Source organism: Streptomyces albicerus (assembly GCF_008905045.1).
Lineage (GTDB): Bacteria > Actinomycetota > Actinomycetes > Streptomycetales > Streptomycetaceae > Streptomyces > Streptomyces albicerus.
This window is the reverse complement of the sequence record NZ_VWMY01000002.1, coordinates 216,393-231,972: the sequence shown is the minus strand read 5'-3', so window position 1 is coordinate 231,972 and position 15,580 is coordinate 216,393. Positions and strand designations below refer to the sequence as shown.

General features: G+C 69.6%; 20 protein-coding genes. 9 read left to right on the top strand and 11 right to left on the bottom strand.

Annotation, left to right across the window (positions count from 1 at the left end; genetic code table 11):
* Positions 1 to 23 precede the first annotated feature (23 nt).
* Positions 24 to 248, bottom strand: coding sequence for a hypothetical protein (locus GAS53_RS54930; RefSeq protein WP_192582908.1), 225 nt, complete (start codon positions 246 to 248; stop codon positions 24 to 26).
* A 174-nt stretch (positions 249 to 422) separates the two neighbouring features.
* Here GAS53_RS54930 and GAS53_RS02645 point away from each other — a divergent pair, with 174 nt between their 5' ends.
* Positions 423 to 1,268, top strand: a complete 846-nt coding sequence (locus GAS53_RS02645) for an endo alpha-1,4 polygalactosaminidase (protein WP_151475744.1) — start codon at positions 423 to 425, stop codon at positions 1,266 to 1,268.
* 121 nt (positions 1,269 to 1,389) lie between these two features.
* Here GAS53_RS02645 and GAS53_RS02640 read toward each other — a convergent pair whose 3' ends face one another.
* Both GAS53_RS02640 and GAS53_RS02635 read right to left on the bottom strand, forming a co-directional pair.
* The gene (locus GAS53_RS02640) at positions 1,390 to 1,905 is read right to left on the bottom strand and encodes a flavoprotein (protein ID WP_151475743.1); all 516 of its coding nucleotides are present in this window, start codon (positions 1,903 to 1,905) and stop codon (positions 1,390 to 1,392) included.
* 21 nt (positions 1,906 to 1,926) lie between these two features.
* Positions 1,927 to 2,385: a nuclear transport factor 2 family protein gene (locus GAS53_RS02635; RefSeq protein ID WP_151475742.1), complete on the bottom strand. Its 459-nt coding sequence runs from the start codon at positions 2,383 to 2,385 to the stop codon at positions 1,927 to 1,929.
* Positions 2,386 to 2,501: 116 nt separating this feature from the next.
* Here GAS53_RS02635 and GAS53_RS02630 point away from each other — a divergent pair, with 116 nt between their 5' ends.
* The 3 genes from GAS53_RS02630 (at position 2,502) to GAS53_RS02620 (ending at position 5,559) form a co-directional block, all read left to right on the top strand.
* Positions 2,502 to 3,074 carry a TetR/AcrR family transcriptional regulator gene (locus GAS53_RS02630; RefSeq protein ID WP_151475741.1) on the top strand — a complete coding sequence of 191 codons (573 nt, stop codon included), beginning with the start codon at positions 2,502 to 2,504 and terminating at the stop codon, positions 3,072 to 3,074.
* A gap of 125 nt (positions 3,075 to 3,199) precedes the next feature.
* A complete protein-coding gene (locus tag GAS53_RS02625; protein ID WP_151475740.1) occupies positions 3,200 to 4,660 on the top strand; it encodes an aldehyde dehydrogenase family protein in 1,461 nt (486 codons plus the stop codon).
* 266 nt (positions 4,661 to 4,926) lie between these two features.
* Entirely contained in the window at positions 4,927 to 5,559 is a 633-nt protein-coding gene (locus tag GAS53_RS02620; protein ID WP_151475739.1) for a LysE family transporter, read from the top strand.
* A gap of 137 nt (positions 5,560 to 5,696) precedes the next feature.
* Here GAS53_RS02620 and GAS53_RS02615 read toward each other — a convergent pair whose 3' ends face one another.
* Positions 5,697 to 6,419: a VOC family protein gene (locus GAS53_RS02615; RefSeq protein ID WP_151475738.1), complete on the bottom strand. Its 723-nt coding sequence runs from the start codon at positions 6,417 to 6,419 to the stop codon at positions 5,697 to 5,699.
* Positions 6,420 to 6,656: 237 nt separating this feature from the next.
* Between GAS53_RS02615 and GAS53_RS02610 the strand changes: the two genes are divergently transcribed.
* Entirely contained in the window at positions 6,657 to 7,103 is a 447-nt protein-coding gene (locus GAS53_RS02610; protein WP_151475817.1) for a nitroreductase family deazaflavin-dependent oxidoreductase, read from the top strand.
* Positions 7,104 to 7,298: 195 nt separating this feature from the next.
* Here the strand turns inward: GAS53_RS02610 and GAS53_RS02605 are convergent, their stop codons facing one another.
* Positions 7,299 to 8,306 carry a cation diffusion facilitator family transporter gene (locus tag GAS53_RS02605; RefSeq protein ID WP_151475737.1) on the bottom strand — a complete coding sequence of 336 codons (1,008 nt, stop codon included), beginning with the start codon at positions 8,304 to 8,306 and terminating at the stop codon, positions 7,299 to 7,301.
* A 95-nt stretch (positions 8,307 to 8,401) separates the two neighbouring features.
* Between GAS53_RS02605 and GAS53_RS02600 the strand changes: the two genes are divergently transcribed.
* From GAS53_RS02600 to GAS53_RS02590, 3 genes are all read left to right on the top strand, one after another.
* Positions 8,402 to 9,418 carry a glutathione S-transferase family protein gene (locus tag GAS53_RS02600; RefSeq protein ID WP_151475736.1) on the top strand — a complete coding sequence of 339 codons (1,017 nt, stop codon included), beginning with the start codon at positions 8,402 to 8,404 and terminating at the stop codon, positions 9,416 to 9,418.
* Between the two features lie 160 nt (positions 9,419 to 9,578).
* Complete coding sequence (locus tag GAS53_RS02595; protein WP_151475735.1) at positions 9,579 to 9,872, top strand: DUF4235 domain-containing protein; 294 nt, start codon at positions 9,579 to 9,581, stop codon at positions 9,870 to 9,872.
* A 64-nt stretch (positions 9,873 to 9,936) separates the two neighbouring features.
* Positions 9,937 to 10,404, top strand: coding sequence for a peroxiredoxin (locus GAS53_RS02590; RefSeq protein ID WP_151475734.1), 468 nt, complete (start codon positions 9,937 to 9,939; stop codon positions 10,402 to 10,404).
* Between the two features lie 88 nt (positions 10,405 to 10,492).
* On the opposite strand, the gene GAS53_RS02585 is transcribed toward GAS53_RS02590, so the two are convergent.
* Both GAS53_RS02585 and GAS53_RS02580 read right to left on the bottom strand, forming a co-directional pair.
* Entirely contained in the window at positions 10,493 to 10,885 is a 393-nt protein-coding gene (locus GAS53_RS02585; RefSeq protein ID WP_151475733.1) for a VOC family protein, read from the bottom strand.
* Positions 10,886 to 10,964: 79 nt separating this feature from the next.
* Complete coding sequence (locus GAS53_RS02580) at positions 10,965 to 11,420, bottom strand: pyridoxamine 5'-phosphate oxidase family protein (protein ID WP_151475732.1); 456 nt, start codon at positions 11,418 to 11,420, stop codon at positions 10,965 to 10,967.
* Positions 11,421 to 11,768: 348 nt separating this feature from the next.
* Between GAS53_RS02580 and GAS53_RS02575 the strand changes: the two genes are divergently transcribed.
* A complete protein-coding gene (locus GAS53_RS02575) occupies positions 11,769 to 12,800 on the top strand; it encodes a 7-epi-alpha-eudesmol synthase (protein ID WP_151475731.1) in 1,032 nt (343 codons plus the stop codon).
* Positions 12,801 to 12,948: 148 nt separating this feature from the next.
* Here GAS53_RS02575 and GAS53_RS02570 read toward each other — a convergent pair whose 3' ends face one another.
* From GAS53_RS02570 to GAS53_RS02555, 4 genes are read right to left on the bottom strand one after another with little or no spacing between them, the layout of a single operon-like run.
* Positions 12,949 to 14,202, bottom strand: coding sequence for a cytochrome P450 (locus GAS53_RS02570; RefSeq protein WP_151475730.1), 1,254 nt, complete (start codon positions 14,200 to 14,202; stop codon positions 12,949 to 12,951).
* Positions 14,199 to 14,819, bottom strand: coding sequence for a GTP-binding protein (locus GAS53_RS02565; protein WP_151475729.1), 621 nt, complete (start codon positions 14,817 to 14,819; stop codon positions 14,199 to 14,201). The genes GAS53_RS02570 and GAS53_RS02565 overlap by 4 nt, the downstream gene beginning before the upstream one ends.
* Positions 14,800 to 15,171, bottom strand: a complete 372-nt coding sequence (locus GAS53_RS02560) for a DUF742 domain-containing protein (protein WP_151475728.1) — start codon at positions 15,169 to 15,171, stop codon at positions 14,800 to 14,802. The genes GAS53_RS02565 and GAS53_RS02560 overlap by 20 nt, the downstream gene beginning before the upstream one ends.
* Entirely contained in the window at positions 15,168 to 15,578 is a 411-nt protein-coding gene (locus tag GAS53_RS02555) for a roadblock/LC7 domain-containing protein (RefSeq protein WP_151475727.1), read from the bottom strand. The genes GAS53_RS02560 and GAS53_RS02555 overlap by 4 nt, the downstream gene beginning before the upstream one ends.
* Positions 15,579 to 15,580 lie beyond the last annotated feature (2 nt).

Here is a 15,580-nt window from a genome sequence, read left to right as displayed (position 1 = left end):
CAACACTAGGACCTCCGGTCGGCTCAGCGCTCCAGGATCAGGCCCAGCGTCGGCAACGGGCCGCCTGGGAACTGCAGCAGGCGGCCGCCGACCCTCAGCGGACCGAGGTCGACGACCGCCCAGCCGACCCGCTCGACGAGGCACCCGACCCGCTCGTCGGCGCCCGCGTGTGATTCCGATGGGCATGCGTCAACTCCTCCGGCCGACGGGCGGGTTGCCGTGGTGCGGGTGCCGGCATCGCGGTCCACGCGAACTTGACGCGCGGGTTTTCGCACGCTTTGATCCTGGGCGTGCCGAGGCGCGCAGCCCCGGTACGCAGAGGTGCGCCCAGCCGGTAGCGGACAAGGTTCTCAGTCCGGCCAAAGTCGCCAGGACCGCCATGGTTCCGAGGCGGGGTCGTACTCGCGATTGATGGAGCGGACATGCCCGTCAAGCGTGGCGCCCGAGTGGGAGTACTCAGGGCGGCCGCCGCCCTGATCGTCCTCGCGGCACTGGCTTCCTGTACGTCGGACCCGGACGGCAAGAGCACGGACGACACCAGAAAGCCGAGCCCGAAGACCGTCCGACTGCCGCCCGTGCACGCCGGGTTCGACTACCAGATCGGCGGCGCCTACCCGCCGCCGGACGGCGTCCGCATCGTCGCCCGCGACCGTACGGCGGAACCTGCGCGCGGCATGTACAACATCTGTTACGTCAACGCCTTCCAGGCCCAGCCCGACGAGCGGGACGACTGGCCCGCCGACCTGCTGCTGCGGGACAAGAAGGGCAAGGTCGTCGTGGACGGCGACTGGGACGAGGCGCTGCTCGACATCGGCACGCCCGCGAAACGCAAACGCGTCGCGGCCCGGATCAACCAATGGATCGACGGCTGCGCGGACAAGGGCTACGACGCCGTCGAGCCGGACAACTTCGACAGCTACACCCGCTCCCGCCGCCTGCTGAGCGCGGACGACGCCACGTCCTTCATCAGGCTGCTCTCGACGCACGCGCACGCCCGCGGCCTGGCCATCGCCCAGAAGAACACCGTGGAACTGGCCGGCCAACGGGCCCGTACGGGGCTCGACTTCGCGGTCGCGGAGGAGTGCGGCGAGTACGACGAGTGCGGTGAGTACGCGGAGGCGTTCGACGACCGGGTCGTCGTCGTCGAGTACACGGACAACGGCCTGAAGAAGGCCCGTTCGGGATTCGGTGACCGGCTGAGCATCGTGCGCCGGGATGTGCTGGTGTCGACGCCGGGCAGCGCCGACTACGTCCGCAGGACCCGCTGACGGAGGCATCGGCGACACCCTCGGCATCGGCGGCATCTTCCGCGCACTGCGCACCTTCCCCGGAAGCTGCCGCAGCCGGAGCTGCGGGCCGAGCTGGGCCGCTGAGCCCGTCCGGACCGGATCACCGATCCAGCAGGTCCAGGGCCTGTTCCCAGCGGGCCCCGCGGCCCACCGGACCGCCGAAGGCGTGCTCGCCGAACCTGACCCCCATCCCGCGCAGCCGTTTCAGGCTTTCCCGGTAGGCGGGATGGGCGGTCAACGCCTCGCTCACGCAAGGGAGTACGGAGATCGGCACACCCATGCCGTACGCCTCGCAGAGGGTGCCGAGGGCAAGGGTGTCGGAGATTCCCGCCGCCCACTTGTTGATGGTGTTGAAGGTCGCGGGCGCCACGGCGACGGCATCCGGGTCCGGGAACGGACGCGGGTCGCCCGGTGACCGCCAGGCGGAGCGGATCGGGCGACCGGTCCGCGCCTCGACCGCCGCGGTGTCGAAGAAGCCCGTCGCGAGCGGGGTCGCGATGACCCCCACGTCCCAGCTCCGGTCCTGGGCCAAGGTGATCAACTCACCGACGTCCTCGGCGACTTGGGCGGCGCAGACGACGACGTAGAGGAAGGGGTTCCTGGCCTGTTCAGTCACTCGGGAACCCTACTGAGAACGCTACTGAACCGGGAACGACTCCCCGCGCTCGGAGTCGGGACGCGGCCCGAAGATCCGGCGTTCCTTCTCCTCGATCGGTACGTCGTTGATGCTGGCCTCGCGTCGGGTCATCAGGCCGTGCTCGTCGAACTCCCACAGCTCGTTGCCGTAGGAGCGCCACCACTGGCCGTCTGCGTCGCGGGACTCGTACTGGAAGCGGACGGCGATGCGGTTGCCGTCGAAGGCCCAGAGGTCCTTGCGCAGGGCGTACTCCTGCTCGCGCCGCCACTTCTCGGTGAGCAGCTCCACGATCTGGGCACGGCCGGTGACGAAGGTGCCGCGGTTGCGCCAGACCGAGTCCTCCGAGTAGGCGAGCGAGACCTTGTGGGGATCGCGGGTGTTCCAGGCGTCCTCGGCGGCCTGGACCTTCTGGGCGGCGGTCTCCCGGGTGAAGGGCGGCAGGGGCGGGCGGGCTGTCATGGCGGGTTCCTCTCGACCGTGGCGCACCGGGTGCGAGAACGATCGTTCTCCCCGGTGACTGCTAACGTAGGAGAACGATGGTTCTCGCGTCAAGACGTCAAGGAGTTGGCCGGTACATGGACAGCATGGTCGCCAGGGAGCAGGCCCTGGACGCGGCGGAGAGGCTGTTCTACGGGCGCGGCATACAGTCCGTCGGTATGGACGACATCCGCGGCGCCTCGGGGGTCTCGCTCAAGCGGCTCTACCAGCTGTTCCCCGCAAAGGAGCAACTGGTGGTGGCCTACCTGGAGCGGCGCGACGTGCGCTGGCGGCAGCGGCTCGCCGAGCACGTCGAGGGCCACGAGGATCCGGGGCGGCGCATCCTCGCCGTCTACGACTGGCTCGGACAGTGGTTCCGCGAGCCCGATTTCCGCGGCTGCGCCTGGATCAACTCGTACGGCGAACTCGGCGCCACCTCGGAGCGGGTCGCCGCCCAGGTCCGCTCCCACAAGCGGGCCTTCAAGGGCTACCTGTCCGGACTCGCGAGCGATGCCGGGCTGCCCGCGGGCCTGGCCGATCAGCTGTTTCTGCTGGCGGAGGGGGCCATGGTCACCGCCGCCATCGAGCAGAGCGGCGCGGAGCCCGCCGTGCAGGCGGGGCTGGCAGCCCGGATGCTGGTGAAGGGGTATGGCGGGGCAGTCGGCCATTGACTGATGGCCCGTCGAGTTGCAGACTCCAATTTGAAGATTCAACGGAGATTTGTTCACCAGGCGAACGTCCGCGATTCCGCCCCGGAGCGCGGTCGCATCGCCGCACACGACGGGAAGAGCCGCGCATGACCCTCCATCGTGACCTGCTGATCGGCGGCAAGGACCTGGCCGCGGCCTCCGGCCGCACCGCCGAGGACGTCAATCCCTTCAGCTCGGAGGTGTACGCCACGGTCGCCGCGGCCGGCGTCGAGGACGTCACCCGGGCCGTGGACGCCGCGGATGCCGCGTTCGCCGACTGGGCGGCGCTCGGTCCGGCGCAGCGACGCAAGATCTTCCTCGACGCGGCCGACCTGCTGGAGGCCCGCACGGAGGATGCCGTACGGATCATGGCGGGCGAGGTCGGCGGGACCCGGCCCTGGGCCATGTTCAATGTCGGTCTCGCCGCGAACATGCTCCGCGAGGCCGCCGCCGCGACGACCGCACCGCGCGGCGAGGTGCTGAGCGCGCAGAAGGAGGGCGCTCTGGGGCTCGCGGTCCGCGAACCGGTGGGTGTCGTGGCGGCCTTCTCGCCGTGGAACGCCCCGGTCATCCTGGGCGTCCGTGCCGTCGCCGCGCCGCTCGCCGCGGGCAACACCGTGGTGATGAAGCCGAGCGAGGACGCGCCCATCGCCTGCGGTCTGTTCATCGCGGACGTCCTGCGCGACGCGGGCCTGCCCGACGGCGTCCTGAACGTGATCACCAACGCTCCCGAGGACGCGGCCGCCGTCGCCGAGGCCCTGGTCGCCGACGAGCGCGTACGGGCCGTCAACTTCACCGGCTCCACCGGCGTCGGCCGGATCATCGGCGTGCACGCGGCCCGGCATCTGAAGCCCGCGGTCCTGGAACTCGGCGGCAAGAACTCGGTGATCGTGCTGGACGACGCCGACGTCGACTACGCGGTCGACGCCGCGGTCTTCTCCGTCTTCATGAACTCCGGCCAGATCTGCATGTCCGCCGACCGGATCCTCGTCCACGAGAGCCTCGCCGAGGAGTTCACGGCCAAGTTCACCGCGAAGACCGAGTCGCTCGCGTCGGGCGACCCCGCCGATCCGCACAACGTCATCGGCCCGCTCGTCACCAGGGACGCGGCCCGCCGTGTCGCGGCACTCGTCGAGGACGCCGTCGCCAAGGGGGCCACCGTGCTGACCGGCGGCGCCGCCCCCGAGGGTGCCGTGCACCCGGCGACCGTGCTCACCGACCTGCCCGAGGACGCCGAGCTGTACCACGGCGAGGCGTTCGGTCCGCTCACCGTGATCAGCACCTTCGCCACGGACGATGAGGCGGTCACCTTCGCCAACGCCACGCAACACGGGCTGACCTGCGGGATCATCACCGAGAACGGCACCCACGGGCTCAAGCTCGCCCGCCGGATCCGTACGGGCATCGTGCACGTCAACGACCAGTCCGTCGCCGACGAGCCCAACGCCCCCTTCGGCGGGTTCAAGGCCAGCGGATACGGGCGCTTCGGCGGGCGCTGGGGCGTCGAGGCGTTCAGCAACACGCGCTGGGTGACGCTGGCCACGCAGCAGGCGCACTTCCCGTTCTGAGCCGTCCGGGAGGGAGCGCCTCCGCGGCGGTCGTGCCGGTGTCGTCGGGCGGTGTGCTGCCCATCGCCCGACGAGAGCGGCGTACGCGATCACGTACGCCCTGATCTCCCGGACGCCATAAATGAGTTGCCCCGGCAGCCGCCCCGCCGCCAGCATCTGCCCATGACCACCACCGAAGCCCTTCTGCCGCTGACCTCCGCCGCCGCTCTGCCGGTGCGGGTCCAGCAGCAGTCCGGCCGGCCCTGGAGGCTCTCGCTTCCGCGGTCGTGACCGCCGCGCTCGTCGCGGGGCTTCTCGCGGGCTATGGCATCGCCATCCCCGTCGGAGCGGTCGCGACCTACCTCGTCTCCCTCACCGCCCGTACGTCCCTGCGGATCGGCGTGTGCGCAGCGCTCGGCGTGGCCACGGCCGACGGGCTCTACGCTCTGGTGGCCGCCGTCGGCGGTGCCGCACTCGCCACGGCGCTGCAGCCCGTACTGGTCCCGCTGCGCTGGGCCTCGGGACTCGTGCTCGTCGCCCTGGCCGTACGGGGCGGACTCACCGCGCTCCGCCAGTACCGGAAGCAACGGCTCGCCACCCGCTCCGACCGGACCCCCATGAGCCCCGGCCGCGCCTACCTTGCCCTGCTGGGCATCACGATGCTGAACCCCACCACCGTCGTCTACTTCGCGGCGCTGGTGCTCGGCGGCAGTGCCGGCGCGGCCGCGGCCCCTCTGGAACAGGGCGTGTTCGTCCTCGCCGCCTTCGCCGCGTCGGCCAGCTGGCAACTGCTGCTCGCGGGCGGCGGGGCGTTGCTGGGCCGGGTGCTGACGGGCCGGCGCGGACGACTGGTGACGGCGCTGGTGTCCAGTGCCGTGATCCTGGCGCTGGCCGTACGCATGCTCGTGGCGCCGTCGTGACGGGCCGCCGCGCAACGGCCCCTGTGCCACGCGTGTCGCCGTCATGGTCCGGTCAAGCAGTGACGACGCCGTCGGCTGGCGGCGGCTCCTCCTGGACAGCGCCGACCCGCTGGCGCCGAGCGATCCGTTCTGGTGCGCTACCGGGGCGTCAACACACTGAACTCGTTGCCGTCGGGATCGGCCAACTCCACCCGGTCGACCTCGCCCTGGCCGGTGCCCATTCGAGTGGCTCCGAGGGAGAGCAGACGGTCGACCTCTGCCTGCCGATCGCCGTGGACAGGTGGAGTGAGGTCGAAATGCAGCCGGTCCTTGCCTGTCTTCGGCGCCACCGGTGGACCACCCCACGTGATCTTCGGACCGCCGTGCGGCGAGCGGATCGCGGTCTCCTGGTCCTGGTCCCAGACCAGCGGCCACCCCAGTGTCTCGCTCCAGAAGTACCCGACTTCCTGCGAACCGTCGCAGGCCAGCGCCCCGATGAATCCGCAGTCGGCGAGGAACTTGTTGCCCGGCTCGATGACGCAGAACTCGTTGCCCTCGGGGTCGGCGAGCACCACATGGCCCTCTTCCGGGCGTTGGCCGATGTCGATGTGCTGTCCGCCAAGTCCCAGCGCCCTGGCCACCGTCTGCTGCTGATCCTCCAGCGAGGTACTCGTCAGATCGAAGTGCATCCGGTTCTGGCCGGCCTTCTGCTCCTGGGTCGGGAGGAAACGGAGTCGGAACCCGGTGTCATCACTGGGCAGGAGTGTGATGCCGTCGTGTGGATCGTCGGCCAACTCCCAATCCAGGACCCCGGACCAGAACCGCGCGAGACGCAGCGGCTCGATCGCATCGAAGCAGAGCGCGAACAATTGACAGGTCATTCCCTGTGCATCTCCGATCCACTGACTGACCGCTGTCGACAGGGCGCCTTGTCAGCCCTCGACCGGGAGCCTAAGGGCAGGCCGACGTCAACCGCACCCGAGTATTCGGCGGCAGTCGTCGGCGTACGGCGGGAGCCGGAGCGGCGTGCGGGAGGGATGAAATCCCAAAGGTGAGCGTGTTGAATCTTGAAGCGGAACAAGCCGTAGGCACGATCAACGATCGATGGGATGGATGTCATGCCTCTTGAGGGCGAGTACGAACCCAGCCCCACCCAGTGGGTACGCGAGCAGGTGGAGTTGTACGAGAGCTCCGGCGGAACCGAGGGAACGACGTTGATGGACACGGGGATGCCCGTGATCCTGCTGACCACGCGTGGCGCCAAGAGCGGCAAGCTCCGCAAGACGCCGCTCATGCGCGTGGAGCACGAGGGCCGCTACGCGGCCGTCGCCTCGCTGGGCGGCGCGCCCTCTCACCCTGTCTGGTACCACAACGTCGTCGCCGATCCCCAGGTGGAGCTTCAGGACGGCCCGGCGCGCCAGGACATGACGGCGCGGGAAGTGACCGGCGAGGAGAAGGCCCTGTGGTGGGAGCGGGCGGTCGCGGCGTATCCGCCGTACGCCGACTACCAGAAGAAGACCGACCGGGAGATCCCGGTATTCGTCCTGGAGCCGGCCGCTGGGTAGTGACCGGCTCGACCGGCTCTGGAGCATGACCGTGGCCCGTACCGGACTCCGTCCCGGTACGGGCCACTCCCCCGTTCCCCCTTGGTGAGAGGGTCCGTCGGTGGCCGTCGCGACGGAGTCACCAGCCTTTTCACCGGGTCCCGGAATTGTTCGAAAAAGGCAGGCATGATTCGCCGCCCACAGGGCATCCGAGGCTCAGGCCCCGCCGCGCTCCCCCGTCGCGGCGGGGCCGGCGTCGTCTGCCCCGGGGCGGGAGCCGGCGCGAGCTGCCCGCGCGGCGCGGCGTGCGGTGGGGGCGTCCGTCACGTCGAGGAAGATCTGGTCGGCCTCCGGAATCGTCCGGGACACGGACCGTTTGATGCGCACGGCGACCAGCTCGACCTCCTCGCTGTCCAGGCCGGGGGTCAGGTCGACGCGGGCGGCCACGAGGGTCGACTCGGGGCCGAGCTGCATGGTCAGCAGGGACTCCACCGAGTCGATCTCGGGCTGCGCCTCCAGCAGGGCGCGGATCCGGCGGGCCGGCTCCGGATCCGCGGCCTGCCCGATCAGCTGGTCGCGCGCGTCACGGCCCAGCCGGTACGCCACGTACACGAGCAGTGCACCGATGGCGAACGACGCCGACGCCTCCCAGACGATCCGTCCCGTGACCATGTGAAGGCCCATCCCGGCGATCGCCAGGGACACACCGAACACGGCGGTGCTGTCCTCCGCGACGACCGTCCGCAGGGCCGGGTCACGGGCTCCGGAGGCGAGGCCGCCCTGTTTGCGTACCTGGTGCAGAGCGCGAACGAGGGATGTCCCCTCGGCCAGCAGGGACACGACGAGGACCACGAGCCCCGCCACGTAGCCGTCGTGGGACTCCGTACTTCCCCTCCTGAGGGCGTCGAAGCCCTGGAAGAAGGAGAAGCAGCCACCCATCACGAAGATCCCGACGGCGGCCAGGAGAGACCAGAAGAAGCGTTCCTTTCCGTAGCCGAAGGGGTGCTTTCTGTCGGCAGGGCGTCGGCTGCGGCGCAGGGCGGCGAGGAGGAAGACCTCGTTCAGGCTGTCGGCCACCGAGTGTGCGGCCTCCGAGAGCAGCGCGGGCGACGCCGCGACGAGGCCGCCCACGGCCTTGGCCACAGCGATCACGAGGTTGGCGGCCAGGGCCACCAGCACGGTGACGCGTGTCCTGCGGTCCGAGCGGGTGGGCTTACGAGTCACTACGGCCGAATGCCCCGGTCACCCGCCCTCACACAGGGGTGAGGGCCGATTTCGGGGAACTCGCACCGGAGCACACGTACGGAAGGAAAGGCGTCATGGGTGACACCGAGGGCAACCGCGCGTACGGGAGGAAGTCCTTCAAGCGGTCAAAGAGCCACTTCACGGACCGCGTCACGGCGGACGGCCGGGACGGCTGGCCGGTCGAGTCCGGGCGCTACCGGCTGGTCGTCAGCCGGGCCTGTCCCTGGGCGAGCCGCGCGGTGATCTCGCGGCGGCTGCTGGGACTGGAGGACGCCCTGTCGATGGCGATCGCCGACCCGATCCAGGACGACCGGAGCTGGCGGTTCAGGCTGGATCCGGGCGGCCGCGATCCCGTACTCGGCATCCGGTACCTCGGCGAGGCGTACGAAGCGCGCGAGCCGGACCCTCCGGGCGGTGTCAGCGTGCCCGCGATCGTGGACGTACCGACCGGCCGCCTGGTGACCAACGACTACCAGCAGATCACCCTGGACCTCGCCACCGAGTGGACGGCCCTGCACCGGGAAGGGGCGCCCGACCTCTATCCGGTACCGCTCCGCGACGAGATCGACGAGGTCATGGCGGAGGTGTACGAGGACGTCAACAACGGGGTGTACCGGGCCGGGTTCGCCACCGAACAGGTCGAGTACACGGCAGCCTGCGCGGGCGTCTTCCGACGGCTGGAGTTGCTGTCGGACCGGCTCGCGGAGCGGCGGTACCTGGTCGGGGACACGATCACGGAGGCGGACATCCGGCTGTTCACCACGCTGGTCCGGTTCGACGCCGTCTATCACGGCCATTTCAAGTGCAACCGCTGGAAGTTGACGGAGAACCAGGTCCTGTGGGCGTATGCCCGTGATCTCTACCAGACGCCCGGGTTCGGGGACACCGTCGACTTCGACCACATCAAGCGGCACTACTACCAGGTGCACGAGGGCATCAACCCGACCGGCATCGTGCCGCTCGGTCCGGATCTGTCCGGCTGGCTGACGTCCCATGGGCGCGAGGAGCTGGGCGGGCGCCCGTTCGGGGAGGGCAGTCCGCCGGGACCCGTGCGCTCGGGCGAGGAAGTACCGGCGGCGGGCCGGCCCTGAACCGGCCGCGCAACCGTGTCCGGACCGGCCCCGCAACCGTGTCCGAGCCTGTCGCGCAACCGAGTCCGAACTGGTCGCGCATCGACCGCCGGGCCGCGTATTCGCCGCTGATCGGGACACTCGCCAAGGGTCCGGGAAACACGAGCCGAAGGAGACCCAGGTGCGAAAGAAGAAGCTGCCCCTCGCCTACAAGCCCCTGGGGTTCCTGCTCGGCTGGATGAGCGGGGCCCTGGCCGGGATGGCGTTCCGGGCGACCTGGAAGGCGCTGCGCCACGAGGAGGACGCGCCCGACGCGCTGGACAAGGACCGCAGCTGGGGCGAGGTGCTGCTGGCCTCGGCCGTCCAGGGGGCGATCTTCGCAGTCGTACGCAGCGCGGTGGACCGTACGGGGGCGACAGCCATCGAGCGGTCCACCGGAGTGTGGCCCTCCGGTGACAAGGGGGGCCGCGACTGACTCCCGCACCGTCCCCAGTACGGTTGGCCTCCACACAGGTGGCCGGGAGTCAGGGGATCGAACCGTGAAGAACCAGATAGAGGTCGGCGACACCGTCGAGGACTTCACGCTGCCCGACGAGACCGGCACGTCCCGGAGCCTCTCCGAGCTGGTGGGCGAAGGGCCCGTCGTGCTGTTCTTCTATCCTGCGGCGCTCACCGCCGGCTGCACCGCCGAGGCGTGCCATTTCCGCGATCTGGCCGCCGAGTTCGCCGCCGTGGGGGCGCGTCCGGTGGGGATCAGCGGTGACACGGTCGAGCGCCAGCAGGAGTTCGCGGGGAAGCACACTCTCGGGTTCCCGCTGCTGTCCGACCCGGAGGGTGTGATCCGTGAGCGGTTCGGGGTGAAGCGCGGCTTCTCGCTGGCACCCACGAAGCGGGTCACGTTCGTGATCTCCGAGGACCGGAAGATACTGGACGTGGTGCGCAGCGAGATCAAGATGAGCGTGCACGCGGACCGCGCCCTGGCGGCCCTGCGCGCGCACAGCGGCTGACAGTTCGGCCCTGCTCGTTCGGTCCTGCTCGTTCGGTCCTGCTCGTTCGGTCCTGCTCGTTCGGTCCTGCTCGTTCGGTCCTGGCCGTTCAGCCCTGCTTGGGAGCGGTGGCCCGGACGCAGCGCAGGGTGAACGAGTGGCCGGCGGGGTCGGCGTATCCCCGCTCCTCGAACGGACCACCGGCGTCCTTTGTCTCCAGTGGCCGGCCGCCAAGCCCGATGACCCTGCGCTCCGCCTCGTCGAGGTCCTCCACATGGAAGTCCAGGTGGGCCTGGAGGGCGTTCTCGGGGCGCGGCCAGCTCGGCGGAGTGGCCTTCACATCGCGCCGGAACGCGATCCGGATCCCGTCGGCACCCCTGATCTCCACCCGGTTCGCCGTCGCGTCCGTCTCCTCGCCCTCCAGCAACTCCTTGTAGAACGAGGCGAGTTTCTCGGGCTCGGCGCAGTCCAGCACCACGACGCCTGCCATCACCAGTGCCATGTCTCCTCCGTACACCGACCGGGCGCGGGCGGCGATCCGCCCACAGCTCCATGGCGACCGGGTACCCCACCGCGCGGAATCAGTCGGCCACGAGCCACCGCCCGTCCCTCATGAGGTCACGGCCGTCCAGTTCGTTGACCTCGCGCCAGGCCTGCACACGCTGCGGGCGGACGCGGAAGTAGAGGTAGGCGGTGGTGAGTTGGCGGGGGTCGAAACCGGTCTTGACCGCGAAGGTGTCGCCGACTCCGTCCGGCAGCTCGGCGGGGGCCAGCGTCTCCACCGTGCCCTCGATCAGGACGACGTCACGGGTGGGGCCGATGCCGAGACGGGCTCTGCCGGTCGACCGCAGGTTGCGGCCGGTCGGGCTTGCGGCGGGGGTGGCGACGAGCAGGGTCGCGCCGTCCCAGAGGAAGGAGAGCGGGACCAGATACGGCGTACCGCTCTCGGCCGTGGCCACCCAGGCGTCCACGTCGTTCGCCAGCCGGTCCAGGGTGTCCTGCTTGCGCTGCTTCGGGGTACGGGCGGGCGGGTTCATCGCGGAAAGGCCTCCTGAGGTGATCGGCGCTCTGTGGTCATGACATCCGGACGGCCTCAAGTGTGCCGCGAACCCGCCGCACCGGCTTCGACCGTGTCCATCGGGCGTCGACCGTGCCCATTCGGCCACGGAGACCGACGAGTCGCCCAGGTCACGGAGTGGTGTAACGCAGGTCACGGTCAAGTCACCGAGGTCGCGGCATAGATCATTTACGATCGGGGCAGTCTCGTAGCGCAAATCGAGTCAACTTTCGTCTCGGGAAGCGCAGTTCGAGTCAGCGTGCGTCAAATTCGACGCTCGCCCACAGGGGGTGGGGGGCCCTGTGAATCGTCTCAAGAGAGGACGCGAATGCCGCAGGACGTCAGGTTCGACCTCCCCTTTTCCACCCCGGTCAGCGAACATCTCGAGTACGCCCGCTCGCGCCATCTGCGCTGGGTATGGGACAAGGGCCTGGTGCGCAGCCAGGCCGGTTTCGAGGAGTACCGCTCCTGGGATCTGCCCCAGGCGGCAGCCCGTACGTATCCTCACGCGTCGGCCGACGACATGGTCGTCCTGATGAACTGGTTCTCCCTGGCTTTCCTCTTCGATGACCAGTTCGACACGGGTCGACCCGACCGCGCCGACCGTATAGCGGAGGTCGCGCGGGAGCTCATCGTCACCCCCTTGCGGCCGGCGGGCATCACCCCCCGGGTGATGTGCCCGATCACGATGGCCTGGGCCGAGGTCTGGGCGCATCTTTCGGATGGCATGTCTCTGACATGGCGTACGCGGTTCGCGGCCTCTTGGGGCCGCTTCCTCGTGGCGCACACGGAGGAGGTCGACCTGGCGGCGCGCGGCCTGGCCGGCACGCTCGACCTCCAGGAGTACGCCGCGTTCCGCCGTCGTACGGTCGGCATCCATCACAGCATCGACGCCGGGGAGCGCAGCCGTGGCTTCGAGGTGCCCGCCGAGGTGCAGGCGCATCCGCTGATGGCGCGGATGCGGGACCTCGCCGCCGACACCATCGGGTTCATGAACGACATCCACTCCTTCGAGCGCGAGAAACGCAGAGGGGACGGCCACAACCTGATAGCCGTCCTGCACCGCGAGCGCCGCTACAGCTGGCAGGAGGCCGCCGACGAGGCGGTCAAGATGACCACGGACTGTCTCACCGAGTACCTCGAACTCGAGGCGCAGGTACCGCAGATGTGCGACGAGCTCGGCCTGGACGAGGACGAGCGCGTCCGGGTCGGGATGGGCGTCGAGGCCATCCAGCACTGGATCAACGGCAACTACGAGTGGGCCCTGACCTCGGGCCGCTACGCGGCTGACAAGGAAAGCCCCGCGGCTGCCGCCGAGTTGGCGGGCAAGGGGTCGTTGGACGACCTGCTCGCGGTCTGACGTCGAACGGCCTGCTCAAAGCCGACGGCCCGCTCGCGGTCTGACGCACGGAAACAGTCCGGCGCACGGACACGTTCGGCCGACCGCCTCCCGGTGGTCGGCCGAACGGGCTCCTGTTCCCGCTCAGGCTGCTGAGCGGCACGTACTTCTATACGGCGAACTCGACCGGGAGCCGGTCCAGTCGCGCCTCCCAACTGGAGGCCGTTGAGGTGAGCTGCTCGGGCGCCACCGCGAGGCGCAGGCCCGGCAGTCGGTGCAGCAGGACGTCGACGGCCGTCTCGATGATGGCCTGTCCGATGTTCTGCCCCGGGCACTCGTGCGGGCCGCTGCTGAACGCGAGATGCGACTGGTTTCCGTGCACGGAGATGCCGACGTCGGGACGGATCTCCGGGTCGACGTTACCCGCGGTCAGGCCGAGCACCAGCAGGTCGCCCTCATGGATGCGGTGACCGCCGAGTTCGAGGTCGGCAGTGGCGAACCGGCCCGGCAGGACCGACAGCGGCGGGGTACTCCACATCACCTCCTCGACGACCGCGGAGATGTTCAGTTGTCCACTGACCAGCCCGGAGAGCCGCGTGGTATCGGTGAGGACCAGTTGCAGCACACGGGCCAGCAGGTTGCTGGTGGTGGTGTGCGCGGCGATCAGCACCAACCGCAGATGGCTGAGGACCTCGTCGTCGTCGAGGTCGGCGTGGTGCTCCATGAGCCCGGTGGTGAAGTCGGAACCGGGCTCCATACGCTTGCGCTCGGCGAGTTCGCCGAGGATCTGCATGATGCGGTCGTTGTGGGTGAGCGCCTCCGCGCCACCCTTGATCACCTGAGCCGAGGACTCGGCCAGCCGCCGCCCCTCACCCTCCGCGAGTCCGAAGACCCTCGTGAGTACGAGCATCGGCAGGTACTCGGCGTACTCGGCCACGAGGTCGGCGCTGCCCGCCTCGGCGAACGCGTCGATCTGCTTGTTCGCGAAGTGCGTGACATGGCGGCGGATGCCGCGGCTCGCCACGGCCTGCAGGTTGTCGTTGACGGCGCCGCGCAGCCTGCGGTGCGGTTCGCCGTCCTGGGAAACGCAGTCGGGGCGCCAGCCCACCATCTGCATCAGTGGCGAGGCGCCGTCGACGCGGCCTTCCTTCCAGTCCCGCCAGATCCGCGAATCCCGGGCGAACTGGCGGGGATTGTCGAGCACCCTCCTGCACTCCCGGTAACCGAGGACCAGCCAGGCGGGGACATCGCCTTCGAGCAGTACCGGCGCCACAGGCCCGTGTTCCTTGCGCAGCCTGGCGTAGATACCGTATGGATCCGTCGCCGCCTCGGGCCCGTAGAGGCGGGTGAGTCCGTCTCCCCCTCCATGCGCGACGGGGCAGCCACGCGGGGAATCGGGACCGTTCAAGGGGTGATCGGTCATCGGGACTCCAGAGCGACGGCAGAGCGTTCCTTGAGATGACGTATCAGCGCGATGAGCACATCACGACTGGAGGCCCGGTCGCGGGCGTCACAGGACACGATCGGGGTGTGCGGAGAGATGTCCAGGGCGTCGCGGATCTCTTCGACCGGGTGGTCCTTGGAGTCGGGGAAGACATTGAGCGCGATGACAAACGGGACGTTCTGCCGCTCCATCTCCTCGATCGCCCGGAAGCTGGAGGCCAGTCGCCGCGTGTCGACCAGGACCACGGCCCCGAGCGCGCCCTTGAACAGGCCGTTCCACAGGAACCAGAACCGCTCCTGGCCCGGTGTGCCGAACAGGTAGAGCACCAGCTGGTCGTTGATGCCGATCTTGCCGAAGTCGAGGCTGACGGTGGTCTCCTGCTTGTCCGCCACTCCGATCAGGTTGTCGACGTCGGCGCTGGCCTGGGTCAGCGTCTCCTCGGTGGTGAGCGGCTTGATGTCGCTGACCGAGCGGACCATGGTGGTCTTTCCGGTGCCGAATCCGCCGGCGATCATCACCTTCACCGAGCGGGCGCCGGCCGGCAGAGTGCCGTCGGCCGCCTGCCGGTCGGGATGGTCAAAGCCTTTCAAGTCCACTGAGTACCTCCTCAAGGAGCGCGAGGTCGGGCCCGCGACCGGCGTTCGATGCCGGGATGGGGTCACGGGCTTCAACGCGTCCTGCGTCCAGCAGATCGGCCAAGAGCACCGCGAGAATGTTGAAGGGCAATCCGAGGTGGGCGCCCAGTTCGGCCACCGACAGCGGATCGCGGCAGCGCCGGAGGATCTCCTCGTGCTCGTGCTGCATGCCGGGGACGGCCGCGGCGCGGGAGATGATGAGGGTCGCCACGTCAAGGCTCGACGCCGAACCGCCCGGTCCGCTGCGGCCGCCTGTGAGGACGTAGTAGCGCTCCAGACCGGACGGGTTCAGGGGTCCGCTGGGACCACTCATCCAGAGTGCTCCTCCAGGCGCGGAGTGGTGCCGAGGAGCTCACCCATCCTGCGGGCCAGATCCCTCATCTGGTGGCCGAGCAGGCCCTGGTCGAGCCCTTCCTTGGCGAGGACTCCGAGGTACGTCTCCACGCCGGCCCGCACCACGAAGAGGTGACCGCCGTCGACCTCGATCATCGCGAGGCGTAGTTGCCCCGCGTATTTGGGGAACTGCTCGGCCACGGGCTGGGCCAGCGCCTGCAGGCCCGCCACGACGGCGGCGAAACGGTCCACGTCGTCGGGGTCGTCGGCGCCGTAGGAGGTGATTGCCTTGCCGTCGCTGGAGGCCACGAGGGCGAAGCGGATCTCCTGGATGCTCTCGACCAGATCGCGCAGCGCCCAGCTCACGTCGGTTCCCTGTTGCGTCATGT

Excerpts from the sequence above, each read along its gene's own strand:
- GAS53_RS02645 (WP_151475744.1), top strand. The coding sequence starts at position 423 with ATGCCCGTCAAGCGTGGCGCCCGAGTGGGAGTACTCAGGGCGGCCGCC.
- GAS53_RS02635 (WP_151475742.1), bottom strand. The coding sequence starts at position 2,385 with ATGACAGCCCGCCCGCCCCTGCCGCCCTTCACCCGGGAGACCGCCGCC.
- GAS53_RS02630 (WP_151475741.1), top strand. The coding sequence starts at position 2,502 with ATGGACAGCATGGTCGCCAGGGAGCAGGCCCTGGACGCGGCGGAGAGG.
- GAS53_RS02625 (WP_151475740.1), top strand. The coding sequence starts at position 3,200 with ATGACCCTCCATCGTGACCTGCTGATCGGCGGCAAGGACCTGGCCGCG.
- GAS53_RS02615 (WP_151475738.1), bottom strand. The coding sequence starts at position 6,419 with ATGACCTGTCAATTGTTCGCGCTCTGCTTCGATGCGATCGAGCCGCTG.
- GAS53_RS02610 (WP_151475817.1), top strand. The coding sequence starts at position 6,657 with ATGCCTCTTGAGGGCGAGTACGAACCCAGCCCCACCCAGTGGGTACGC.
- GAS53_RS02600 (WP_151475736.1), top strand. The coding sequence starts at position 8,402 with ATGGGTGACACCGAGGGCAACCGCGCGTACGGGAGGAAGTCCTTCAAG.
- GAS53_RS02585 (WP_151475733.1), bottom strand. The coding sequence starts at position 10,885 with ATGGCACTGGTGATGGCAGGCGTCGTGGTGCTGGACTGCGCCGAGCCC.
- GAS53_RS02580 (WP_151475732.1), bottom strand. The coding sequence starts at position 11,420 with ATGAACCCGCCCGCCCGTACCCCGAAGCAGCGCAAGCAGGACACCCTG.
- GAS53_RS02575 (WP_151475731.1), top strand. The coding sequence starts at position 11,769 with ATGCCGCAGGACGTCAGGTTCGACCTCCCCTTTTCCACCCCGGTCAGC.
- GAS53_RS02570 (WP_151475730.1), bottom strand. The coding sequence starts at position 14,202 with ATGACCGATCACCCCTTGAACGGTCCCGATTCCCCGCGTGGCTGCCCC.
- GAS53_RS02560 (WP_151475728.1), bottom strand. The coding sequence starts at position 15,171 with ATGAGTGGTCCCAGCGGACCCCTGAACCCGTCCGGTCTGGAGCGCTAC.
- GAS53_RS02555 (WP_151475727.1), bottom strand. The coding sequence starts at position 15,578 with ATGACGCAACAGGGAACCGACGTGAGCTGGGCGCTGCGCGATCTGGTC.